Consider the following 21,290-nt stretch of genomic DNA (forward strand, 5'->3'; position numbering starts at 1 on the left):
AGAATGCTCCGAAGAGCGGTTACGGAAGGGCAGGATGCCCTGCCAACCAAGAGTGTAAAGCAACATTGCGGAAGTTATCCAGAGCTTTATGAAGTCGTTGTGAAGAAGCGTTGAGCTCCGCCCCGTCTCGACCCTTGGGGATCGACGGCCGCTAAAGAATGGCTTAAGGTTCTTAGAGTGAGTCTTAAGGAGACGCGTGTGGTCTTGATCCGCTGGCTGATCGCTGGCCAACGTCTCGAGGAGACCGTGCCGACCAAGCACGCGCGCCACAGACGCAACGAACTGGTTGCCCAAGGCGCTGTTGTGTACTGGAGCGAGAGACTGGCCGAAAGCCACTGACCCGCCAAACTGAAGCAACTGAAATCAGCGGTCATGCCCCTGAGGTTGCGAACCACGTTCAGGCACTTGTCCTCAGGAGGCCTAGCACTGTTCACCCTCGGGCTTCTCAGCTCTTGCCAGACAACAGCGGATCGCACCAACAGCGACGCCCCTTCGCAAGCGCAAGCGATTCAACAACTGGACGCTCGCCTCAAACGACTCGAACAACGGCTCGACACGGCAGCGCCCGTGCCAGATGAAGGCGATCGCGTCCCCCCCGGCCCAATCAAATCCATCACCTTCCGCAGCGGTACGGCGGATGACCGGGTGCGCATTTACTGGGCCAATGGAGAGCGCTCAGACCTGCCCTGCACCCTTGAGCAAGGCACCTGGGCCTGTGGCTGAGGAAGGCTCCCAGTCACACCGAGACACGCCTGGTGCTCAGGTTGGTCATGCATCAACAGTGCGGAGCCTTCAAGGTGAGGTTGATCAACTCACGCTCGTGATGCGCCGCTTTGCTCTCTTCATCGGGTTGACACTTGGTCTCAGCACCGGATTGATGGTGCGGGCGGACCAGTCCCTGCCGTTCGCCCAGACCAAAGCGGCCAACCTGGCTCGAATGCGGGCGGAATCTCTCAATGGAGGTCTTGGGGCCTACCGCGCTGCAGGCTGCATGTACGAGACGGGGGGCACTTCATGTCTTGCATCCAAAACCAGCGAAGGCTTTCTCTTCCGGTTTGAGGGGGGCCCTCCAGGCTGGGAGCAGCAGACCCCACCCCGTCCCTCGCTTGAAACCAGTGTTCTGGTGTCCAAGGATGGAGATCGGATCTTGGAAGTTCCTTACAACGGCCCCTTGCGCTGACGAACAAGTCTCAGCGCAATGTTGTTGACACTCCATCGCTCAGTGAGTGCCATAGGAGAGGTTTTCAAAAGACCATGAACCTTTCCACTGTTTCTGCTCTGGCCCTGGTCCTGGGCACAGGCGCCCTTACCGGCGCACCCGCGCTGGCGCAGGCTCCTGTTCCTGCCTCCCAGATCCGAGCCTTGAATCTGGCCCGAAATACCGCCGTCACAGAAAATGGTGGGCTCGGCGTCTATCGGCCCCAGCCGTGCATGTTCAATACCAGTGCAGGCGGTGGAGAGTGCCTGGTGAAGGACGATGCCAGTGGCTACACCTTCAAGTTCCTGGGGGGAGTACCGGGTTGGCCTGAGAACGGAAGCGACCCCACAACGGAAACCGAACTGCAGGTTGCGCCTGACGGCCGCAGCGTGACCAACATCATCTACAACGGATCTCCCCGCTGAGATCAGCCAAGGAGGTTGGCCAAGGCCTCTTTCCAGTCCTTGGGAAGAGGCCAAGCCTCTCGTTTGGTGAAACTCAAGGCGATGGCCTTCTCGGCATAAGCCGCTTCGTTGATAAACACTGGAATCAATCCATCCTCACCCTCAAAAACAGCAGCTTTTGATTCGGCATTGATAAAAAGTGGATCCCCTGCTTTCAAGGGTTGCCAATCGCGGCCCTGAAGATTGGGATGCACCAGGGCATCCGGATCACCGGAACGGCGTCTCGGCACGTCCAGGCTGCCCAGGTGGCGGTGAATCACAACCTGGTCGGGATAGCGAGCAGTCCCGTCACGCACCGACGTGATCGCCGCCATGAGCGCTTCGAGAGCCAGCCGTGTCTGCAGCACGATGTCGGAGCGGCGTACGTTCTGGGGAACCGGCCCCACCTCAATCACCAGTCCACAGGGCCAGCGCTCCGCAAGAAAACCCTGCTGCGCCGCGTCCGCTTCGTGCAGATAGATCGGAAGGCCCAGTCGGTGCTGAACCAACGCCGCCAGTGCCAAATCCACGGGCCTGCGTCCATACACCACCAGGCAATTGCCCATCGCTGAGGTGGTGCTGTGCAGGTCCACCACCAAATCGCAGGGCGTTTGCCCCTCCGGACCGAATTGCTGGAGCAATGCCAGTGCCTGCAACATCTCCCGGTCCGCTTCAGCGGGAACGGTGGAGGCCCTCTCCAGAAGATCGGAGCGGAAGGAACGGTTGAGATCGCGGTCGAGGTAACGCCGGCCCTGCGCGCAAGCCGCTGGATTACCGATCGCCAGTTGGACGTCGAGGCCCTTGGAATCAACGAAATTCGGATGCTGGCGCCACTGGTCAAGCAACCAGGGGCCATTGATCTCATTGCCGTGGGTGCCGGCCACCACCAAAACCCGAGGCCTCACCATTCAGCACCTGACAACGCACCCAGACTGACACCACTCGTCGCGGATCAACAATGGCTCTACCACCTCTGGTTGTTGCCACGGCCAGAGAGGGCTGGCGGTGGCAATGGCGCCAGCTGATGCAGGGGCTTGGTCCGGCCGATGCCGAAGGGCGATATCTGCGCCCTGCAAGCGACCGCATGGACGTGGTGATTCCAGACCAGTCGGAGCTGCAACTCCGTTGCGAGGCCCAACGGCCACGGTTGGTGATCGGCAGAAGCTGCCCCTGGGCCCATCGCACCTGGCTGATGCATCGGCTGCGTCGGCTGGAGGGAACGCTCACCCTGCTGATGGCCACTGCCGACCACCGCGCCGGACGCTGGTCCCTCGTTCCAGCCTGGCTGGACTGTGACTCCCTGCTGGCGCTGTATCGGCACTGCGGCACTCCGCCCCATCACAGAGCCACCGTCCCAGCCCTGATCGATCCAGGACGAGAGGCTGGACTCACGCCCCAACTCCTGGGAAATGACAGCGCGGCACTCACCGAAACACTGAATCAATGGCCAGGGGGAGAAGGAGCCATGGATTTGGCTCCCGCTGCTCTGGCGCCAGGCATTCAACGCTGGATGCAGCTTCTACAGCCTGCTGTCAATGACGGGGTGTACCGCTGCGGCTTTGCACGCACGCAGAAGGCTTACGACGAGGCCAGCGCAGCCTTGTTCTCAGCTCTCAACGCGGTGGAGGCCGCGCTTCAGCACCAGGGCCCCTGGCTCTGCGGCGTGCAACCCACCATCGCGGATGTGTGCCTGTTTCCCACGTTGATCCGCTGGGAGCTGGTGTACGCGCCGCTCTTTGGATGCAACGCCCAACCGTTGTGGATGTTTCCAGCGCTGTGGCGCTGGCGTCAAGCGTTTTACGCCCTGCCAGGGGTTGCCGAAACCTGCGCTGGCGAGGCCTGGCGTGCTGACTACTTCGGCGCCCTGTTCCCGTTGAATCCAGGCGGCATCATTCCAGCGGGGCCTGATCTCTGCACACTGATAGGAAGCTCACCGGCATTGCCATGACCGAGGCCGATCTCCAGAAGGCCGATCCCCGATACGAAGGCTTTTACGGCACTTACACCATCACCGAGGCGGACCGGCGCGAAGTGCAGCGCTATCGCGTGGCCCTGCTGATCAGTGGCATCGCCTTCAGCGCAGGATTGCTGCAGTGGTGGCAATGGGGCGGACAGCTGGCCTGGCTGTGGGTGCTGCCCCTCGCTGCATCCCTTGGTCTGGCCCTCCATTGGATTCACATCTACCTGCGGCCGCTGCATCGGGCCCTACAGCTCTTCTGGCTCCTGGGATGCCTTGGCTGGGGTGCATTACTGATGATGGCAAGCCCCTCCGCAGCCCTGACCACCCTGCAAAACCATCCGCTCTGGATCCTTGCGGTTGGTCCGTTGTTCGCGGCCTTAGCCGGGATTGGATTCAAGGAGTTTTTCTGCTTCCGGCGCGCGGAGGCGATTGGTTTGACCTTGCTGCTGCCCTTGGCCTTGCTGGGCCGCCTGAGCAGCTTGATGCCCGCTGATCTCTGCCTGGCGCTGCTCGGAGCGGCCGCTCTCTTGCTGCTGGTGCTGGCCCTGCGCAAATTCGGCATCCCCGCCGCTGCCGATGTGGGTGACAAGAGTGTGTTTGCTTATCTGGAGCAGCAGCGCGCCGCTGGAGCCCCGTGAGTCTGATCAGCCTTGTTGATGCGTCGAAAGACTTCGGGATCCGCACCTTGTTTGAGGACCTCACCCTGCATGTACGCGAGGGAGATCGCCTTGGGCTGATCGGCCCCAATGGAGCAGGGAAATCAACGTTGTTGAAAGTGCTCGCAGGAGTGGAACCTCTCGGCAGCGGTGAGCGTCGCTGCTCAGCGCGGCTGCGGGTGGAATTGGTGGGGCAGGACAGTCAGGTGAATCCAGGACTGACCGTGCTGGAGCAGGTCTTCGCTGGATGCGGAGCGAAACGGGATCTGCTGCTGCGTTTCAGCGAGGTTTCAGAAGCCGTTGCCCAGGCCCCGGATGACACGGCCCTGATGGGTGAACTGGGAGCGCTCAGCGAACGCATGGATGAAGAGGAGGCCTGGGCACTGGAGCAGCAGTGCCAGGAGGTGTTGCAACGTCTGGGAATCACCGACCTGCACAGGCCCGTGGAGGATCTCTCCGGCGGGTATCGCAAACGCGTGGGGTTGGCCTCCGCCCTGGTGGCCTGCCCCGATGTTCTCTTGCTGGACGAACCCACGAACCACCTGGATGCCGCAGCGGTGGAATGGCTGCAGAGCTGGCTCGATCGCTATCCAGGCGCCGTGGTTCTCGTGACCCACGATCGGTACGTTCTCGATCAGGTCACGCGCCGCATCGTGGAGGTTGAACGGGGGGTCGCCAGCAGCATCGACGGCAATTACAGCGCCTATCTGCAACGCAAGGCCGACCAGGAAGTGGCCAATGCCGCCGAGGCCGCGCGCTTCAAAAGCGTGATGCGTCGCGAACTGGCCTGGCTGCGCCAGGGGCCGAAAGCGAGAAGCACCAAACAGAGAGCCAGGATCGAAAGGATTGAGGCACTCAAGGCCTCACCGGTGAAGCAAGCCAAGCAGGAGCTGGCGATGAGCAGCGTCAGCCGGCGCATCGGCAAAGTCGTGATCGAGGCTGAAGAGCTCTCTGTTACAGCAGATGGCCAGCCGGGAAGTCCCTCGCTGCTGAGAGATTTCACCTACAGCTTCAGCCCCGAGGATCGGGTGGGGATCATCGGGCCCAACGGCAGCGGCAAATCCACCCTGCTCGATCTCATCGCTGGCCGCCGTCAGGCCACCAGCGGCTCCCTGCGGCTTGGCGACACGGTTCACCTCGGGTACCTCGACCAGCACACCGATGCGCTCAGCGAGGGACGTGGCCTGGAGCGCAAGGTGATCGAATTTGTCGAGGAAGCGGCGTCAAGAATCGACCTTGGTGGCGAACAGCTCAGTGCATCCCAGCTTCTGGAGCGGTTCCTGTTTCCTCCAGCCCAACAGCACAGCCCTCTGAACAAACTCTCAGGTGGCGAACGCAGGCGTCTGAGCCTGTGCAGGATGTTGATCCAGGCACCCAACGTGCTGTTACTGGACGAACCCACCAACGATCTCGACGTCCAGACCCTGAGCGTCCTCGAAGATCTACTCGAGGACTTTCGTGGTTGCGTCGTGGTGGTGTCGCACGATCGCTATTTCCTCGACCGCACCGTTGATCGGTTGTTCTGTTTCGACGACGGCCGCCTTCAGCGATTCGAGGGCAACTACAGCGCTTTTCTCGACCACAAACGTGCCTTGGAGAAGAGCAGCTCCACTCCGTCGTCCGTTGCGAAGGAGTCCGCCAGCCCCAAGAAGAAACCTGCGAAATCCACCGATTCAGGCCCACGCCGCCGCAGTTTCAAAGAGTCCAGAGAGCTGGAGACACTGGAGCAGACACTGCCAGACCTGGAAAAGCGCAAAGCTGATCTGGAAGCAGCGATCGGATCAGGCCAAGGAGACCTCACCGTTCTCAGTCACGATCTGGCGGCACTGCTTGAGCAGCTGCAAGACAGTGAAGAGCGCTGGTTGGAACTCAGTGAACTGGCTCCTTGAGGGAGCGGCGCCGTCGACGGGGATGGGAGGGCTCTGCCGGCAAAGGGCAACTCAAAGGAGCCTGGGGCCGTCCTGCCCATGGAGCCGGCTCAAATCGCCCACCGGACGCTTCCGCCAGCTTCATCGCTGTGGGCTTGTAATCACTCCCCGAACGATGCAAGGCCATCTGATCCCCCATCTGCCGCAGGTAGAGATCCAATGACCACTGCACCGTGTTGTGTTCAAACGCTTCGCAGGCTTCCTTGATGGAACAGAACCGTTGGCTGACAAGCCCTGAAGGAGCGCACTGTTTCCACTTCAGCACTTCCTGAAAGGTCAGTCCCGATCGCCACTGACGTTGCTCTGAGAGGTAGCAAAAGCCTTCTGGGCCGTTGATCCAGAACACCCTTCCCTCTTCGTCCATGAAGTGGCGACCTTGTCGCTGCTGGATCCTCACCATGGGATCGATGCAGAAGCTGATTTCTTGGTAGCCGTCAACACCAGAGCCTGGCAAGCGTCTTGTTACGGAAACCTCGTCTCCGCTCCCATCGCTGGCATGTCTGTTCAACAGCCGTATGGTGTGGAGGTCGCCATTGGCCTGGACGCGCCAACGATTCCATGAAATCCATCGACGAGCACATCAAAAAGGACCAGACCGATCTCGAGTCGGCCAAGGCAGAAGGCAACGATGCCAAGGTTCGTCACATCAGTGAAGAGCTGGAGTCTTTGCAGGAATACAAAAAGGAGCACCCCGAGGATTCCCACGATCCAACGCCTCTGGAGCTTTACTGCGAGGCCAACCCCGAAGCTGACGAATGCCGGGTCTACGACGACTGACGCTTGATGACGCGCTAGTTAAGTCCACGAAAAAGCGGGGCCGCGGCCCCGCTTTTTGATTGGCAAAGCGCCTGGCCCTGCGGACCCGATCGCTCACTGCTCCTCGTTGAAGTCCGCAGGGCTACCGGTGAGGCTGCAGACCACCGACTCTTCGGGCTTCATCTCACGAATTTCGGCGATCGGACGCCCGCGACGGCGCAGGGCTTCGATCTCTTCACGGGTCTGGCAGCGGGCGATCAGTTGTCCCTGATCGTCAAAGCAACTGAAAAAGGTCATTCGTTTGCATGCATCCTCATGTCCTTTATCGCCAGGACGCTGGCATCAGACAAGGGCGGATGTGCCCCTCCACACCGGGGCAAACCGATTGCTGTCACACACCCAGCAGCTGCCAAACCTGATCCAGAAGGGCATCGAGCCCTTTGCCCATCACAGCGGAAATCAGCAGCGGGCGATGCCCACTGGAAGCCTCCAACCGTTCCAGCAGATCATCGCGTCCCTGCTCATCGAGCAGCTCAAGTTTGTTCAACACCAGCAGACGTGGACGGCTCACCAAGCCATGGCCGTAGGCCTCCAGTTCCTTTTCCACCACCCGAAGGTCCCCCACGGGATCGTCGGCGCCGCTGTCCACCAGATGAATCAACAGGCGGGTGCGCTCGATGTGGCGTAGGAAGTCATGGCCCAGGCCAGCGCCTTGGGCGGCTCCAGCAATCAATCCCGGAATATCCGCAAACACGGTGCCGTCCCCCGAGGGCCTGCGCACCACGCCGAGATTCGGCACCAGGGTGGTGAAGGGATAGTCGGCAATTTTGGGACGGGCTGCAGAGAGAACACTGATCAGGGTGCTTTTTCCTGCGTTGGGGAGGCCGATGATTCCCACCTCAGCCAGCAGCTTGAGCTCGAGTTGCAGCGGCCACTCCTCGCCATCCCTGCCTTCGGTGCACTTCTCAGGAGCGCGATTGCGATTGCTGAGGTAGTGCGCATTGCCAAGACCACCTCGACCACCGAAGGCCACCGTGAGCCGTTCGCCTGGATTCGTGAGATCACCCAACAGGATCCCCGTCGTGAGATGGCGCACCTCGGTGCCACACGGCACCTTGATCACCAGAGGTTGGCCGGAGGCACCGGTGCAGCGATTGGGACCACCCCGACGCCCGTCGATCGCGGCGAACAAGCGCTTGTATTTGAAATCAAGCAGCGTCTGAAGGTTGGAATCAGCCTCCAGCACCACATCGGCGCCGTGCCCACCATCGCCGCCCGATGGCCCCCCGGCAGGGACGTACTTCTCCCGTCGGAAGGCGACGATGCCGTCGCCGCCGCGCCCTCCCCGCACGGTGATGCGTGCCTGATCGATGAACTGCACGAAACCCCTCGATGGGCCCAACCACCAACCCTAGGATCGTGCAGTGCCGGAGATTGGGCTTGGCAGGCGTTTGCTTCGAGGCGCTCAGCAAGAGCTACCCACCCCGGGGAGGATCCGATCCGGTCGAGGTGATCCGTGAACTCTCCCTCTCGATTGAAGACGGGGAATTTCTGGTTTTGGTCGGCCCTTCAGGCTGCGGGAAAAGCACGCTGTTGCGTTTGATGGCGGGCCTGGAGACCCCAACGTCCGGAGAAATCTTGATCGGAGACCAGCCCGTCAGCCGGCTGCGTCCGGCCCAACGCAATGTGGCGATGGTGTTCCAGAGCTACGCGCTCTATCCCCACCTCAGCGTGCGCGACAACCTGGGGTTCGGGCTGAGGCGCAGCCGCAGGCGGAGCGTGCTGCAGCAGATCGAGGACCAGCTCCATCGCACCACCCGGCGTTTTCCTCCGCGTCTGTCGTGGACATCGCCACGGGAAGCACGCCTGGAAATCCGGGTGAATGAGGTCGCGGAGGCCCTGGAACTGGATCAGCTGCTGGATCGACTCCCCAAGGAACTGTCTGGAGGCCAAAAACAGCGAGTGGCGCTGGGACGGGCCATGGCACGGCAACCAGACGTCTTTCTGATGGATGAACCTCTGAGCAATCTCGATGCCAAGTTGCGCGGCAGCACCCGCACGCGCATCGTTGATCTGCAGCGACAGCTGGGCACCACCACGCTGTACGTGACCCATGACCAGGTGGAGGCCATGACCATGGGCCACCGGATTGCGGTGCTCAATCAGGGCCGTCTGCAGCAGCTGGGTACACCGATGGAGCTCTACCGCTGGCCCTCGAACCTCTTCGTTGCCCAGTTCATCGGAAGCCCGCCGATGAATGTGCTTCCCGTCACAGTGGCTTCCGCGGGAACCCTGCTGCTCGGTGAGCGTCGTCTTCCGGTCGAAGGCGCCCTGGCCGATGCGCTGCCCGCTCTAGAAGGCCAGCAGTTGAACGGCGGAATCCGCCCGGAACAGCTTCGGATTGCTCCAGCAACCAACCGCAATCTTCCCGCGGATGTGAGTCACAGCGAGGTGTTGGGCAACGAACAACTGATCACCTGCCGGCTCCTGGATGGCGGCCACTTAATCCAGGTTCGCGCCGATCCCGACCTGGACGCTCGCCCCGGATCCCGCGTGCACCTGGAAGCCGAACCCAGTGCATGGCGACTGTTCGATCGCCTCGGCGAGGCGATTGCCCGGCCCCAGCCATCCCGGTCGAACGACAACGAGCCGCTTCTGCCCAACTTGAACTGATGCTGCCGCTTGGGAAAGCGCTCAGCGCACCCACACCACGCTGCAGCCTGCCCCCCCGTCTCCCTGGTCAGCATCCACAACCCGTTCCACATAGGCCAGGGACTGGAACCAGTCCCTGAGGCCACGTTTGAGCCGTCCAGTGCCGATGCCGTGAATCACCCACACCGGACCGCTCGCACCGCGCAGCACCTCTTCCACAGCCGACTCGGCTTCATGAACGCGCATTCCGCGCACATCCACGGTGTTCCTTGATGTCCGCACCTCGGCACTGCCGCTGCCGCGCCGCGCCTTCACCTGCACCTGAACCACCGGAGCAGCCGGGGGATCGGGTTTGCGTCCGTCCAGGCTTTCAACGCCCGAGAGCTCCACAGTGCTGCGCATCACCCCGCAACGCACCTGGAGCTGCAGCCCATCGGCGGACACCTTCAGAACCTCAGCGGCCTTGCCGAGGGCCAGCAAGCGGATGCGATCGCCCACTTGCGGGCGCCAGCCTTGGTGCCGGCGACGTTCCGGCTCAGGGCGGTGGCGATCCTCGAGTTTGCGCAAGCGCTGCCCTGCTTTTCGGGCGGTTTCGCCATCAGCACGATCATCGCGGAGCCGCCGGATCAGCTGACGCACTTCTTTCTGTCCAGCACGGATCGAGGTCTCCAGGCGCTGTCGTCCCTGTTCCTGCCGTTCCGCGGAATGCTGTTTCTGCTTCTCCCAACGCTGCAGGAGTTCCTCATGCAGCAATTCGGTTCTTGCCAGCAATGCCGCAGCATCTTCCGCCGCGGCCTGTTGGCGCATGCGCTGTTCTTCAAGACCACGGATCACGGTGTTCACCTCACCATCTCCTGCAGGGGAGAGCAGGGCGCGAGCGTCATCGATCACACTGGTCTCCAGCCCTAACCGGGTGGCGATCGCCAGGGCATTGCTCCGACCCGGGATCCCCCAGAGCAGGTGATAGGTGGGCGACAGCGTGTCGCTGTCGAAGGCGACTGAAGCGTTCTCAAAGCGAGCATCGCTGTACTTGAGAGCCTTGAGCTCACCGAAATGGGTGGTTGCCACGGTGAGCCGCGCACGGTCGGCCAGGGTGCGCAACAGTGCCGTCGCCAAAGCCGTGCCCTCACTGGGATCAGTGCCGGCCCCCACTTCATCCAGCAACACCAGAGCAGGGGCCGGCCCGGAACGAATCGCCTCCAGGATGCGACCGATCCGTTTCACATGGCCGCTGAAGGTGGACAAGCTTTGCTGCAGCGATTGCTCATCGCCGATATCAGCGAGCACCTGGGCACACCAGGGAAGGGTGGGACTGCCCGTGCATGGCACCCAGAGCCCTGCCCGGGCCATCAAGGCGGCCAAACCGATGCTCTTCAGGGTGACGGTTTTACCGCCGGTGTTGGGGCCAGTGATCGCCACCACCCGCAGCGATGACGACACCTCGACGCTGACGGGCACCACGCTGGGACCCTGCTCGTTGCGCTCCTGCCACACGAGCAGAGGATGGCGCAGGGTTTTCAGCTCGAACGGTGCATCAACGGCCGACTCCAGGCGGGGAGGAACCGCACCGAGCCACTGCCCGTAGCGACCGCGGGCGAGGGCCAGATCCAGCTTGAGCAGCACTTGCATCAGATGCTGGAGACCCTCAACCTGCTCAGCGACGGCCGCGCTGAGCTCAGCGAGCACGCGCTGCTCCTCCTCGCGGATCCGGCCGTCCACGTTGGCCAGCTTGTTCCCCAGGTCAATCACCACCTTGGGTTCCACGAACACGGTGCTGCCGGACGCGGAACTGTCGTGCACCATTCCCGGACATTGCCCACCGGCACCGGCTTTGACGGCCAGGACGGGTCGGCCGTGGCGCTCGGCGATCACGGTGTCCTGGAGATGGGCCGCCCAACGTCTGATCACGTCCTGCAGCCTGTCCCGTCGCTTGGCCCGCAGCTCCTGCCACTGCCGCCGCAGACCATCGAGGCCCGGGCTGGCGCGATCCGCAACCCGTCCCCCTTCTTCGATGGCGAATTTGAGGCGCTGCTCGAGATCAGGGAAGGTCGCCACATCCTCGAGCAGGGTCGTGCAAACGGGACGCAATTCCGGTTCATCGATCTGTCGACGCAACCGACGCGCGGCGGCCAGGGTGTCTGCCACCTCCAAAAGCTCCTCACCCGAGGCGGTTCCCCCTTTGCTGCAGCGCAACAGGGTTGGCGCGAGATCACGCACACCCTGAAAACTCAACCCCCCGTCGAGAACACCATCCAGAGAGGCCATCTCCAGGGTCTGTGCCTGAAGCGTGAGGCTGGCTGGGAGCGAGTCTGGAAGGGGATCGCCCTTGCAGTGTCGACGCCCCTGCACCGTGCTGGCGAAACTGGCGAGGTGTTCACAGAGCCGCGGCCACTCGAGCAGCTCCAGGGTTTCCTGAAGTGCAGACATCAATCGGCTTCGGTTGCACCTGGCTGATTGGAGGGAATGCCACCAGGGGGCTCATAAAGCATTTCCAGCCAGTTGCCCTCCGGATCCCGCAGGTAAAAGGAGGCGGTGCCATCGCGGTGATCATGAACGGCACCCACAGCCACACCTGCAGCCTTCAATTGATCGTGAACCGCATCCACTTCGGCACGGTCACGGAAGTGGAACGCGAAGTGTGGCCCTGCAGCTTTGTAGTTCGGCCCCAGCAAAGCGAGACCGTCACGGGACTTGGCGGCTTCCATGTAGCACCAATCGTCTGCATTCCAGACCATCTCCATTCCCAGCTGGGAATAGAAAGCCACAGCCCTATCCATATCTTCAACGCGGATGGCGACGTGGCCTAGGCGCTCCACCACTGGCATGGACCGGATTTCGAATCAGATCATTCTGAATGGTGCTCGACGTCAGACGAGAGCACCATGGGGTTGTTCTGGTTGAGGGTCGACCTCCCAGCGCGAGGTGCCTGGGCAAAAGAAATGCTCAATGACGTATGGCAGACACATCCAATCGATAAGCAGATCAATCCACTCCCAAGCAGCACCAATCCCTCGGAGCGGTCTTGACGATCACCGCCGGTGAGCAGATGCCCTGAAAGAACGAAGGCAATGGCTGCACAAACAAATGGCAGAGGGCTCCAGAAACACGACGGACGAACTGAAGCCATAAACAGACATGCACTGAGGTCTGGATAGCTCGCTTTGGCTACTCCTGCAGCAACCACTCAGCGGCATCACAAGCGTGATAAGTGAGGATCAGATCCGCACCGGCACGCTTGAAGCTGAGCAAGGTCTCCAGCACCACGGCTTTCTCATCGATCCAGCCGCGCTCGGCCGCCGCTTTGACCATGGAATACTCACCACTCACGTTGTAAGCGGCGATGGGCAACTCCGACTCTTCCCGCAGGCGGTGAATGATGTCGAGATAGGCGAGTCCGGGTTTCACCATCATGATGTCGGCCCCTTCCTGCTCATCGAGCTGGGCCTCCGTGATGGCTTCCCTGGCATTGGCGGGATCCATCTGATAGGTGTCTTTGTTCTTGGGAATGGGCTTACTGCCGGCAGCGCGGGGCGCTGAATCGAGCGCTTCCCGGAACGGGCCGTAATAGGCCGAGGAGTATTTGGCGGTGTAGCTGATGATTCCCACATGCTCGAAGCCCTCGTCGTCGAGCGCTTCACGGATCGCACCAACCCGCCCATCCATCATGTCGCTGGGTCCGATCAGATCCGCACCGGCTCTGGCCTGAGCAACCGCCTGCTTGCAGAGCAACTCAATCGTTTCATCGTTGAGCACCACCCCCTGGTCGCTGACGATGCCGTCATGGCCATCGCAGGAGTAAGGGTCGAGGGCCACGTCCGTCATGATCGCCATCTCGGGAAGCTCCTGCTTGAGCTGTCGAATGGCCCGCGGGATTAACCCGTTCTCGTTGAAGCATTCCGCACCATCTTCGGTTTTGAGTCCCTCCGACACTTTCGGGAACAACACCACACAGCGGATTCCGAGATCCCAGGCGCGCCGCACCTCACCGCTGAGCTGCTCCAGACTCCAGCGCTTGGCCCCGGGCATGGCCCCGATCGGCTCCACAGCTGCGCCTTCATGCACAAACAGCGGATAGATGAAATCGGCAGCTGAGAGGCTGGTCTCACGCACCATGGCCCGCAGGGAAGCGGTGCGGCGCAGACGGCGTGGGCGGTAGGTGAGGTCCATCAGCGGGCCAATTCAAGGTTGCGATCGTAAGCCGCAAACCTGGACGACTCCTCAAAGCCGAGCGGTTTGCAGCCAGTCGCGGCGGGGGTCATCGCCGCGCTCCTCACGCAAGCGCTCAAGCAGGGAACGCTGCGTTTCAGACCATTGAGGCGGCCACTGCAGGGTGAGTGTGAGCAGAAGATCTCCGCGACCGGTTTTCAGCGGCCAGCCCTTGCCCTTGAGGCGCAGACTGCGGCCTGGGCTGGTTCCCGCCGGGATCGACACCTCGGCTTCACCGTCCGGCGTCATCACGGTGACGGTGCCTCCGAGCGCCAACTCATCGAGAGCCACAGGGAGATCAGCCCGCAGCTGATCTCCCTCGAAACGCCAGACAGGATGGGACTGAACCTCCAGGTTCAAGTAGAGATCACCGCGACGTCCCGTTCCCGGTTGGAGGTTGCCCTTCCCTTTAAGGCGCAGGCGAGACCCCGTCTTTACACCCGCTGGGATCCGCACCTGCACCCGTTCATCATTCACCGAAAGGGTGCGTTCAGCACCACGAAAGGCCTCAGCAAAGCTCACCTTCACTGTGGCTTCTGCATCGAGATTCACTGGAGGGCGGGACGCTCCTCGGGGAAAGCCGCCGCCAGCAAAACCACCGGGGAAACCACCACCCGCGAAACCGCCCGGCGCGCCACCAAAGCCACCAGCACCCGGACCGCCAAAACGGCCGAGCAGGTCATTGATGAAATCATCGAAATTGCCGTACCGGCCAAAATCCACATCCACACCACCGGCACCGCCGCCGGCCTGGTTCCAGTACTGCCCAAATTGTTCGTAGCGCTTGCGCTTCTCAGGATCCGAGAGAACCTCGTAGGCCTCACTCACTTCCTTGAACTTGGCCTCAGCGTCTTTGTCTCCGGGGTTCACATCCGGGTGGTACTGCCGGGCCAGTTTGCGGAACGCCCTTTTGATGGCGTCAGCATCGGCTCCACGATCCACACCGAGCACCTTGAAGTAATCGCGGTACCCACTGCCTGCCATGGTGATCGTTCAGCCCGAAGACTCCACTACAACTGAGTCTCCCAGTTCCATCCTGAGTTCGGCACCTTGGCCGCAGGCCGGATGCCCGTACGCCCGAACGCACGTACATTTTCAAAATGAACCGACTTTTTCTTCTCGGCACGCTCTCCAGTGCGGGGCTTGGTCTTCTCGGTGCGGGGATGGTGCACTCAGCTCCCGACCCAGCGGCTCTGGCTGACCATCTCAGCGAGACCAAGGTTCTGTACTACGGATCCTGGCGGTGTCCCGCCTGTCAGGCGCAAGGTCGTCTATTTGGCGATGCGGTCACCAAGCTTCCTTACGTGGAATGCGCCAAACCCCAGGAGCTGCCTATTCAGGCCGCTGCCTGCAAAACAGCCAAGATCCGCGCCTATCCAACCTGGATCTTGCCGTCAGGTGAACGCCGCGAAGGGGTGCAATCACTGGAGGAACTTGAGGTTTGGTCAGGGATGAGCCCAACCCCCTGAGGTGATGAACCAACGCAGGCACGCTGTCATTCATGGTTTCAGCTGGAGCCATTGGCGTGGAGATCTCTCCGGCGGGCTCACCGCAGCGGTTGTGGCACTGCCCCTGGCATTGGCCTTCGGCAATGCCGCCCTCGGACCGGGTGGAGCCATTTATGGGCTCTATGGAGCCATCGTGACCGGATTCCTCGCAGCTCTGCTTGGGGGAACACCTGCCCAGGTCAGCGGACCAACGGGCCCGATGAGCGTCACCGTGGCTGGCGTTGTCGGCAGCCTTGCGGCTGTCGGCGTCAGCCGTGAACTCAGCAGCGGGGAGCTGCTGCCGCTGGTGATGGCCGCCGTGGTGATCGGAGGACTCTTTCAGATCCTGATGGGAGCGCTGAGGCTCGGGCGGTACATCACGCTTGTGCCTTACTCGGTGGTCTCCGGTTTCATGACCGGCATCGGGGTAATCATCCTCTGCCTGCAAATCGGCCCGTTGCTGGGAATCAACAGCCGCGGCGGCGTGTTGCAGTCGTTGCAGATGGTGCTCACAGAGTTCAGTCCCCAGCCGGCGGCGCTGCTGGTGGGTGCCACCACCCTGCTGGTGGTGTTCGGCTGTCCGCGCCGGCTCAGCCAGGTGATTCCGTCACCCTTGATGGCACTTGTGCTGATCACGCCTCTGTCGCTGTGGCTGTTTCCAGACCAGCTGCCGCGCATTGGCAGCATCCCAGAAGGGGGACTGAGTTTCACCTTGCCGAATTGGCAGGAGCATCTGCCGGTTGTGCTGCGGGCTGGCTTGGTGCTGGCCCTTCTTGGCGCGATCGATTCGTTGCTCACCTCCCTGGTTGCCGACAACATCAGTCACACCCGGCATCGATCCGATCGCGAACTGGTGGGCCAGGGCGTCGCCAACAGCGTGGCCGGTCTCTTCGGCGGGCTTCCAGGTGCAGGGGCCACGATGCGCACAGTGATCAACATCCAATCCGGGGGGCGCACGCCCCTCTCGGGGATGACCCACTCGATCGTGCTGCTGGTCTTGCTTTTGGGCGCCGGACCTCTGGCCGAAGGGATCCCCACCGCCCTTTTGGCGGGAATCCTGATCAAGGTGGGCGTCGACATCATCGACTGGGGGTTCCTGCGCCGCGCCCACCGGCTCTCCTTCAAGACGGCTTTGGTGATGTGGGGTGTTCTGCTGATGACCGTGTTCTGGGACCTGATCGGCGCAGTGCTGGTGGGAATGTTCGTGGCCAACCTGCTCACGATCGAGTCGCTCACCGCCCATCAGCTCGGCACCATGAACCAACACCAGGAACCGCTGAACGCTGAAGAGCAAACCCTGCTGAAACGCTGCGGAGATGATCTGATGCTGTTCAGGCTGCAAGGGCCTCTCAGTTTCGGAGCAGCCAAAGGAATCAGTGAACGGATGATGCTTGTGCGCCAATACCGGATTCTTTTGCTGGATATCACCGATGTCCCCCATCTCGGGGTCACAGCCAGCCTGGCGATCGAGCGCATGGTGCAGGAGGCAGCACAGCACGACCGTCAGGTGCTTGTGGCCGGCGCAGCCGGCAAGGTGAAACGACGGCTTGAGCTCTTCGGCATTCCAGCGCTCGTTGATACCCGCCTCGAGGCCTTACGTGTGGCCGAACAGCGCCTCAACAGTTGATGATTCGGCGTCACCGCCCTTCGGTGATGGAAGCGATCCCCATGCGCTGCTCAAGCATCTGCGCCGTCTCCTCACGCTCACTGAAACGATCCGCCAGCTGGCGCTGATTGGGACGGATTAGAAGGGTGAAGCGAATCAATTCCTCGCACACATCAATCAAACGCTCGCGATACGCGGAGTGCTTCATCGTGCAGTCGTCGTTGAATTCAGCCGTGGAGCGGGGAACACTGCTCTGATTCGGGATGCAGATCATGCGCATCCAGCGTCCAAGAATGCGAAGACTATTCACGGTATTAAACGACTGAGACCCGCCCGATACCTGCGCGAGGGCAAGGGTTTTCCCTTGGGTGGGCCTGGAGGCGCCACTTTGAAGCGGGATCCAGTCGATCTGATTTTTGAAAACACCACTGAGATTTCCGTGCAGTTCTGGTGAACACCAGAACTGCCCCTCCGACCAAGCCACCAAATCCCTGAGCTCCTTCACCTTCGGATGATCCGACAACTCGGAGTCAAAAGGGGGAAGATCATGGGGATCAAACACCCTGACCTCAGCCCCCATGGCCTCAAGGATGCGCTGGGCCTCGAGGGTGAGGCAGCGCGAGCAGGAGTTGGCACGCAACGAGCCATACAGGGCAAGGATTCTTGGCCGGTGAGTGATCGCTTGAACGGGCTGGAACTGCTCGAAGGAAGGAGCGGGTGGGTAGGAAACCATTGATTCATCAACCAAACTTGATGAATTCAGCCTTACCGGTCTTGGCTTGTATCGCCATAGGGGTGCCCGAACCCCATGGGCGTGGAACCGCACTCGAGCGCAGAAGCTGCAGCAGTTAGAGAACAAGAACCATCGCAACAGCCTGAGGCCGACCTCGGGCTTCCGATCTAAACCACACAAAGGTGCATTCACCCATGATCAATTCTCTTTTGATCGCCCAGCTATTTTTCGCAAGCGATTACCAAGGCTGGGTCGACAGCCAGACCCCTGCAGAACTGTGCCAGGAGTACCAGGACGGAATGATTCAGCAACAGTATCTACCGGGAGGGCGTTCGCAAACGCCCTGCGGTGAGGGAACCTTTGACGACCCCCTGGATTACATCCCTCAATAAAAGAATCAACGCCAATGGCGATTGAGGGGACGATCAGGCATCGAGGTAGGAACTAATCACCGTGCTTTCGATCACGTGACCAGCACCGCGGATCATCTCCTTGTTGTCTTCAAAAATCTTTTGGGCCACCCCAACAGGACCCTGCTGAACTGCGCACACTTTGGTGGGATCATCCTTGCTGACACCACGAAACAGTGATTTCACCCCCACCGCGGCGTGCATTTTGGCAACGTCATCGCTGTCGTAAATCGCAGCCCATTCAGCGAAGGGGACACTGAGATTGAACGTCCAGACCGTGGTTTCCATTGAAGTGATGAGGATGATTGATTGAAGCACCGATTCAGCGATCGATCCGTATTGGCCACAACAGCCAACACTCGAAGTCGCGATCGGAGGGCCTTGCGCGCCAATCAAGACGCACGACCGCTTACGCTTGAACAAATTGTAGCGCAAAGACACCATGGAGTTTTCAATCGTGATTCTCAATCAATTCACAGGCCAATACCCAACAATCGAGTGGATCGACTGGAAAGATGACAACAGCAAGCAAATGAAAAGTGAAGGCGATCACTGGGCCAAGGCGACTCTTTCAGGAACAGACATCTGGAATTGCCTAGACACGCATCAGATCGATCCGAACCACCTCGTGCAATGGAGGCCTCTCAATGACACGCTGCACAAGGTGAGTCTTCCAAGCAGAGTGCGATGAAAGCCGCCTCTGTTCAGGCCAAAACAGCATTGGTCACAGGGTGTTCATCAGGCATTGGCCGAGCCATCGCATTCCAGCTGCGACATCAAGGCTGGCATGTTTATCCAACCGCTAGATCGGAACACGATCTTGCCCATCTGCGCAGCCACGGCTTCCAGGCTCTCCAGCTTGATGTTCTAGATCCAAGCTCTATCCAAGACTGCGTCTCATCCCTCGCCAGGAGGTGTCCAAGCGGCATTGGCGCTCTGGTGAACAATGCCGGCATCGTGATCCCAGGTGCAGTGGAAGACCTCTCACGCGAGGACCTCAGCAAACAATTTGAGGTGAATGTATTTGGCCTGCAGGAACTCACGAACACACTCATTCCGACACTCCGCCATCAGGGGTGGGGGAGGATTGTGCACATCAGCTCGATTTTTGGAGTGCTCACAGCACCCATGGTTGGTGGCTACTGCGCATCGAAATATGCACTCGAAGCACTGGCGAATGCCCAACGCATGGAACTGCGAGGCAGCGGCGTTGCCCTAAGCCTGATCGAGCCTGGGGCCATTCGCTCCAACCTGCGCAGCAATGCCATGAAGCATCTTCAAAACAAGCTCTCAACAAAACACCATTTTCATTCTGAATACAAACAAACGCTCAAAAAACAAACCGCATCAAACCAACAAACAGGGAAAAGGATGCAATCACCTGAAATCGTCGCCCGCAAGGTTCACCACGCGATAGCCAGCAATCACCCAAAGAGACGATATTTTGTGACCAGCGAGGCACAACTTGGCGCCATAGCCAGCAGAGCACTCCCAGACTTCTTGATTGATCGCCTCATGCAATCAATCACACCATGACGGACTGCCAACCATTCAAGTCACGGGAAAACAATATCAATCGCCGAATCATCACTGGCATTCACATAAGCGCTGTGAGTTGGCTGAGCAATATTCATCACGACAATGCGTTGCTCTTTCGTCTCAATAGCATGAAGTGTTCCTACGCCTAGCGCATAGGTGTCCCCAGCCTTCAGTGGATGCACTTCACATGATGCTGGGTCAGGAACTCCATTCCGAATCTTGCTGAGGTGAAGCCAGCCTTCACCATCCTGAACCATAAAGATGTCGATAATCCCATGGCGATGGTAATGAGGTTTTTGAGAGGTATGGGCTGGAATTTCAAACACAACCAATTCGTAATCACCCTGGCGATGCAAAGATCCCTGGAGGACATTGGTCGTCGTCAGCGCTTTACTCCGAAGAATGTCGTTGGAGTTGCGAATAACAGTGAGACCCACAGCTTCTGAAAGAATTGGTTCAAAGCATAAGGACGCTCCCAGACCGATGCAGGAGCAATGACCGATCCTCTGGCCATGCAGTGGTCTGCCTTTTGCATCGAGGCCTGCCAGTGGGGCGGGGAATGGTTCTTTATCTGATGCGAAAGCGCGGCGCATCCAGACGCGAACGATAGGGCTTCACTTGGATGGTCCGAGAAGGTCGCGCAGGCCGGTACCGACGCGTCGGCACCGGTGTGTAACGCTCCGATGGAATTGGTCGATAGCGACGAGCGGGCACAGGCGCGGAGCGCACCTTGTAAGCCTGAACCGGTGAGGCAGGCATCAACAGAATCAATGCGGCGAGCAGAATCTTCGTCATGATGGTTGAGTGAATCAGTTGGGAGCGAACCCCCTCGACTCCTTCAAGATCACAGCCGTAGTGGTGAACGCTGCTGTACAGCCTTGGTGCAGTTGGGGTGCAGTTCTGGTGAATTTGCGGTGAACCGCTCGATGCCAGCGGGGTAGAGCGCTGTCATGGGTTGTGATGACCAAATTGATAGCATTCAGAGCAATGAATCATGCACTGCACTTTGAAAAAGTTTCTCTTAACCGTTATGACACTCATTCCCACTACCTTGGCATCCACCGCCCAAGCAGCCGAATACAAAGGCACCTGTTCGTTCAACTCACTAACGATGCATTGTCTTGTGTCTCAAAACCCATTCACCTTAACGATGCACTGGGCTGACGGTGTCACAGAAACCTATGTGCATCAGGGCAATGGCGTGTTCACTGACAAGAATGGCGGCATTTGGACAAGCAGCACGCACAACAACGACGGAATCCTTTTAAAGCACAAAAACGGTAATTCAATCAGCTTTACAGAAAACCGCTAAACGCGGAGATCAAGTTGCCACATTGCCGACGGGGTGACTGCTTTTCCGGGATATCAATCACAAACACTTGCACCAACAGCCACACTCAGGCAGCAGAATATCAGCCTAACGCTAATCTAGATTCAAATCACGCTTGCAACATGAATCTCAAGCTATACCTTGTTCTTGTTTTAATCGGATCTGCAAAAGCTTCTGCAGCCGTTTATACAACCAAGCCCGACTCCAAATTTTACACTAAGCCAAATGGCAAAAAAATAAACATTGGCATCGTCGAAATGATCGAAACACCACCTCTGCAAAGAAAAGGTGATTAGTGCCTGTTCAAGCTTAGAGACGGTAAAGGAGCTGCCAAGAATCCACCTGCAGGATGGACTTTATGCAGCAATCTGAACAGACTCATTGGC

At 59.9% G+C, this 21,290-nt stretch carries 26 protein-coding genes; 14 read left to right on the plus strand and 12 right to left on the minus strand.

The window, feature by feature from the left end:
* The first annotated feature begins 204 nt into the window (after positions 1-204).
* From KQ296_RS00650 to KQ296_RS00665, 4 genes are all read left to right on the plus strand, one after another.
* Positions 205-339: a hypothetical protein gene (locus KQ296_RS00650; protein WP_259726293.1), complete on the plus strand. Its 135-nt coding sequence runs from the start codon at positions 205-207 to the stop codon at positions 337-339.
* Between the two features lie 33 nt (positions 340-372).
* Positions 373-723 carry a hypothetical protein gene (locus KQ296_RS00655; RefSeq protein ID WP_011933975.1) on the plus strand — a complete coding sequence of 117 codons (351 nt, stop codon included), beginning with the start codon at positions 373-375 and terminating at the stop codon, positions 721-723.
* Entirely contained in the window at positions 695-1,180 is a 486-nt protein-coding gene (locus KQ296_RS00660) for a hypothetical protein (protein WP_259726287.1), read from the plus strand. The genes KQ296_RS00655 and KQ296_RS00660 overlap by 29 nt, the downstream gene beginning before the upstream one ends.
* Positions 1,181-1,254: 74 nt before the next feature.
* Entirely contained in the window at positions 1,255-1,623 is a 369-nt protein-coding gene (locus KQ296_RS00665) for a hypothetical protein (RefSeq protein ID WP_011933977.1), read from the plus strand.
* Positions 1,624-1,625: 2 nt separating this feature from the next.
* On the opposite strand, the gene KQ296_RS00670 is transcribed toward KQ296_RS00665, so the two are convergent.
* Positions 1,626-2,549 carry an aspartoacylase gene (locus KQ296_RS00670; RefSeq protein WP_041428676.1) on the minus strand — a complete coding sequence of 308 codons (924 nt, stop codon included), beginning with the start codon at positions 2,547-2,549 and terminating at the stop codon, positions 1,626-1,628.
* Between the two features lie 50 nt (positions 2,550-2,599).
* On the opposite strand from KQ296_RS00670, the gene KQ296_RS00675 reads away from it, so the two are divergent.
* The 3 genes from KQ296_RS00675 to KQ296_RS00685 are packed head-to-tail and all read left to right on the plus strand — an operon-like array spanning position 2,600 to position 6,146.
* Positions 2,600-3,589: a glutathione S-transferase C-terminal domain-containing protein gene (locus tag KQ296_RS00675; protein ID WP_011933979.1), complete on the plus strand. Its 990-nt coding sequence runs from the start codon at positions 2,600-2,602 to the stop codon at positions 3,587-3,589.
* Positions 3,586-4,239 carry a DUF2301 domain-containing membrane protein gene (locus tag KQ296_RS00680; protein WP_011933980.1) on the plus strand — a complete coding sequence of 218 codons (654 nt, stop codon included), beginning with the start codon at positions 3,586-3,588 and terminating at the stop codon, positions 4,237-4,239. The genes KQ296_RS00675 and KQ296_RS00680 overlap by 4 nt, the downstream gene beginning before the upstream one ends.
* Positions 4,236-6,146, plus strand: a complete 1,911-nt coding sequence (locus KQ296_RS00685; protein WP_011933981.1) for an ABC-F family ATP-binding cassette domain-containing protein — start codon at positions 4,236-4,238, stop codon at positions 6,144-6,146. Before KQ296_RS00680 ends, KQ296_RS00685 begins: the two co-directional genes overlap by 4 nt.
* Here KQ296_RS00685 and KQ296_RS00690 read toward each other — a convergent pair.
* Positions 6,127-6,549, minus strand: a complete 423-nt coding sequence (locus tag KQ296_RS00690; protein ID WP_259726288.1) for a hypothetical protein — start codon at positions 6,547-6,549, stop codon at positions 6,127-6,129. The two genes, KQ296_RS00685 and KQ296_RS00690, sit on opposite strands and share 20 nt — an antisense overlap.
* Before the next feature lie 194 nt (positions 6,550-6,743).
* On the opposite strand from KQ296_RS00690, the gene KQ296_RS00695 reads away from it, so the two are divergent.
* A complete protein-coding gene (locus tag KQ296_RS00695) occupies positions 6,744-6,962 on the plus strand; it encodes a CP12 domain-containing protein (protein WP_011933983.1) in 219 nt (72 codons plus the stop codon).
* A gap of 93 nt (positions 6,963-7,055) precedes the next feature.
* On the opposite strand, the gene KQ296_RS00700 is transcribed toward KQ296_RS00695, so the two are convergent.
* A complete protein-coding gene (locus KQ296_RS00700) occupies positions 7,056-7,238 on the minus strand; it encodes a hypothetical protein (protein WP_011933984.1) in 183 nt (60 codons plus the stop codon).
* Between the two features lie 94 nt (positions 7,239-7,332).
* Positions 7,333-8,322 carry a GTPase ObgE gene (gene obgE, locus KQ296_RS00705; protein ID WP_011933985.1) on the minus strand — a complete coding sequence of 330 codons (990 nt, stop codon included), beginning with the start codon at positions 8,320-8,322 and terminating at the stop codon, positions 7,333-7,335.
* A 59-nt stretch (positions 8,323-8,381) separates the two neighbouring features.
* Between obgE and KQ296_RS00710 the strand changes: the two genes are divergently transcribed.
* Positions 8,382-9,614: an ABC transporter ATP-binding protein gene (locus KQ296_RS00710; protein ID WP_011933986.1), complete on the plus strand. Its 1,233-nt coding sequence runs from the start codon at positions 8,382-8,384 to the stop codon at positions 9,612-9,614.
* A gap of 21 nt (positions 9,615-9,635) precedes the next feature.
* On the opposite strand, the gene KQ296_RS00715 is transcribed toward KQ296_RS00710, so the two are convergent.
* The 4 genes from KQ296_RS00715 to KQ296_RS00730 all read right to left on the minus strand — a co-directional run bounded on the left by KQ296_RS00715 (position 9,636) and on the right by KQ296_RS00730 (position 14,783).
* Positions 9,636-12,020: an endonuclease MutS2 gene (locus KQ296_RS00715; RefSeq protein ID WP_011933987.1), complete on the minus strand. Its 2,385-nt coding sequence runs from the start codon at positions 12,018-12,020 to the stop codon at positions 9,636-9,638.
* Positions 12,020-12,418: a VOC family protein gene (locus KQ296_RS00720; protein ID WP_011933988.1), complete on the minus strand. Its 399-nt coding sequence runs from the start codon at positions 12,416-12,418 to the stop codon at positions 12,020-12,022. Before KQ296_RS00720 ends, KQ296_RS00715 begins: the two co-directional genes overlap by 1 nt.
* A gap of 340 nt (positions 12,419-12,758) precedes the next feature.
* Complete coding sequence (hemB, locus tag KQ296_RS00725; RefSeq protein ID WP_011933989.1) at positions 12,759-13,760, minus strand: porphobilinogen synthase; 1,002 nt, start codon at positions 13,758-13,760, stop codon at positions 12,759-12,761.
* Positions 13,761-13,811: 51 nt separating this feature from the next.
* A complete protein-coding gene (locus KQ296_RS00730; protein ID WP_011933990.1) occupies positions 13,812-14,783 on the minus strand; it encodes a DnaJ C-terminal domain-containing protein in 972 nt (323 codons plus the stop codon).
* A 116-nt stretch (positions 14,784-14,899) separates the two neighbouring features.
* Here KQ296_RS00730 and KQ296_RS00735 point away from each other — a divergent pair, with 116 nt between their 5' ends.
* Complete coding sequence (locus KQ296_RS00735; protein WP_011933991.1) at positions 14,900-15,268, plus strand: hypothetical protein; 369 nt, start codon at positions 14,900-14,902, stop codon at positions 15,266-15,268.
* A 4-nt stretch (positions 15,269-15,272) separates the two neighbouring features.
* Positions 15,273-16,913, plus strand: a complete 1,641-nt coding sequence (locus tag KQ296_RS00740) for a SulP family inorganic anion transporter (RefSeq protein ID WP_011933992.1) — start codon at positions 15,273-15,275, stop codon at positions 16,911-16,913.
* 10 nt (positions 16,914-16,923) lie between these two features.
* Here KQ296_RS00740 and arsH read toward each other — a convergent pair whose 3' ends face one another.
* Positions 16,924-17,625 (minus strand): arsenical resistance protein ArsH, encoded by a 702-nt coding sequence (gene arsH, locus KQ296_RS00745; protein WP_011933993.1) that lies wholly within the window; start codon positions 17,623-17,625, stop codon positions 16,924-16,926.
* Between the two features lie 194 nt (positions 17,626-17,819).
* Here arsH and KQ296_RS00750 point away from each other — a divergent pair, with 194 nt between their 5' ends.
* Complete coding sequence (locus tag KQ296_RS00750) at positions 17,820-18,017, plus strand: hypothetical protein (RefSeq protein WP_041428677.1); 198 nt, start codon at positions 17,820-17,822, stop codon at positions 18,015-18,017.
* A gap of 33 nt (positions 18,018-18,050) precedes the next feature.
* Here the strand turns inward: KQ296_RS00750 and KQ296_RS00755 are convergent, their stop codons facing one another.
* Positions 18,051-18,323, minus strand: coding sequence for a DUF3764 family protein (locus tag KQ296_RS00755; protein ID WP_011933994.1), 273 nt, complete (start codon positions 18,321-18,323; stop codon positions 18,051-18,053).
* 399 nt (positions 18,324-18,722) lie between these two features.
* On the opposite strand from KQ296_RS00755, the gene KQ296_RS00760 reads away from it, so the two are divergent.
* Positions 18,723-19,571, plus strand: coding sequence for an SDR family NAD(P)-dependent oxidoreductase (locus tag KQ296_RS00760; RefSeq protein WP_011933996.1), 849 nt, complete (start codon positions 18,723-18,725; stop codon positions 19,569-19,571).
* Positions 19,572-19,591: 20 nt separating this feature from the next.
* On the opposite strand, the gene KQ296_RS00765 is transcribed toward KQ296_RS00760, so the two are convergent.
* Positions 19,592-20,167, minus strand: a complete 576-nt coding sequence (locus KQ296_RS00765; RefSeq protein WP_259726289.1) for a cupin domain-containing protein — start codon at positions 20,165-20,167, stop codon at positions 19,592-19,594.
* Positions 20,142-20,369, minus strand: coding sequence for a hypothetical protein (locus KQ296_RS00770; RefSeq protein WP_011933998.1), 228 nt, complete (start codon positions 20,367-20,369; stop codon positions 20,142-20,144). The genes KQ296_RS00765 and KQ296_RS00770 overlap by 26 nt, the downstream gene beginning before the upstream one ends.
* A gap of 256 nt (positions 20,370-20,625) precedes the next feature.
* On the opposite strand from KQ296_RS00770, the gene KQ296_RS00775 reads away from it, so the two are divergent.
* The gene (locus KQ296_RS00775; protein WP_259726290.1) at positions 20,626-20,886 is read left to right on the plus strand and encodes a hypothetical protein; all 261 of its coding nucleotides are present in this window, start codon (positions 20,626-20,628) and stop codon (positions 20,884-20,886) included.
* The last annotated feature ends 404 nt before the right edge of the window (positions 20,887-21,290 follow it).

The sequence above is a fragment of the Synechococcus sp. CS-197 genome (assembly GCF_025128215.1).
Lineage (GTDB): Bacteria > Cyanobacteriota > Cyanobacteriia > PCC-6307 > Cyanobiaceae > Synechococcus_C.

What these genes read in the sequence shown, in the direction of transcription:
- KQ296_RS00670 (WP_041428676.1), bottom strand. Translation starts at nt 2,549, where the DNA reads ATGGTGAGGCCTCGGGTTTTGGTGGTGGCCGGCACCCACGGCAATGAG.
- KQ296_RS00665 (WP_011933977.1), top strand. Translation starts at nt 1,255, where the DNA reads ATGAACCTTTCCACTGTTTCTGCTCTGGCCCTGGTCCTGGGCACAGGC.
- KQ296_RS00740 (WP_011933992.1), top strand. Translation starts at nt 15,273, where the DNA reads ATGAACCAACGCAGGCACGCTGTCATTCATGGTTTCAGCTGGAGCCAT.
- KQ296_RS00750 (WP_041428677.1), top strand. Translation starts at nt 17,820, where the DNA reads ATGATCAATTCTCTTTTGATCGCCCAGCTATTTTTCGCAAGCGATTAC.
- KQ296_RS00735 (WP_011933991.1), top strand. Translation starts at nt 14,900, where the DNA reads ATGAACCGACTTTTTCTTCTCGGCACGCTCTCCAGTGCGGGGCTTGGT.
- KQ296_RS00715 (WP_011933987.1), bottom strand. Translation starts at nt 12,020, where the DNA reads ATGTCTGCACTTCAGGAAACCCTGGAGCTGCTCGAGTGGCCGCGGCTC.
- KQ296_RS00765 (WP_259726289.1), bottom strand. Translation starts at nt 20,167, where the DNA reads ATGCGCCGCGCTTTCGCATCAGATAAAGAACCATTCCCCGCCCCACTG.
- arsH (WP_011933993.1), bottom strand. Translation starts at nt 17,625, where the DNA reads ATGGTTTCCTACCCACCCGCTCCTTCCTTCGAGCAGTTCCAGCCCGTT.
- KQ296_RS00690 (WP_259726288.1), bottom strand. Translation starts at nt 6,549, where the DNA reads ATGGACGAAGAGGGAAGGGTGTTCTGGATCAACGGCCCAGAAGGCTTT.
- KQ296_RS00655 (WP_011933975.1), top strand. Translation starts at nt 373, where the DNA reads ATGCCCCTGAGGTTGCGAACCACGTTCAGGCACTTGTCCTCAGGAGGC.
- KQ296_RS00695 (WP_011933983.1), top strand. Translation starts at nt 6,744, where the DNA reads ATGAAATCCATCGACGAGCACATCAAAAAGGACCAGACCGATCTCGAG.
- KQ296_RS00755 (WP_011933994.1), bottom strand. Translation starts at nt 18,323, where the DNA reads ATGGAAACCACGGTCTGGACGTTCAATCTCAGTGTCCCCTTCGCTGAA.
- hemB (WP_011933989.1), bottom strand. Translation starts at nt 13,760, where the DNA reads ATGGACCTCACCTACCGCCCACGCCGTCTGCGCCGCACCGCTTCCCTG.
- KQ296_RS00760 (WP_011933996.1), top strand. Translation starts at nt 18,723, where the DNA reads ATGAAAGCCGCCTCTGTTCAGGCCAAAACAGCATTGGTCACAGGGTGT.
- KQ296_RS00680 (WP_011933980.1), top strand. Translation starts at nt 3,586, where the DNA reads ATGACCGAGGCCGATCTCCAGAAGGCCGATCCCCGATACGAAGGCTTT.
- KQ296_RS00730 (WP_011933990.1), bottom strand. Translation starts at nt 14,783, where the DNA reads ATGGCAGGCAGTGGGTACCGCGATTACTTCAAGGTGCTCGGTGTGGAT.
- KQ296_RS00700 (WP_011933984.1), bottom strand. Translation starts at nt 7,238, where the DNA reads ATGACCTTTTTCAGTTGCTTTGACGATCAGGGACAACTGATCGCCCGC.
- KQ296_RS00770 (WP_011933998.1), bottom strand. Translation starts at nt 20,369, where the DNA reads ATGACGAAGATTCTGCTCGCCGCATTGATTCTGTTGATGCCTGCCTCA.
- KQ296_RS00720 (WP_011933988.1), bottom strand. Translation starts at nt 12,418, where the DNA reads ATGCCAGTGGTGGAGCGCCTAGGCCACGTCGCCATCCGCGTTGAAGAT.
- KQ296_RS00675 (WP_011933979.1), top strand. Translation starts at nt 2,600, where the DNA reads ATGGCTCTACCACCTCTGGTTGTTGCCACGGCCAGAGAGGGCTGGCGG.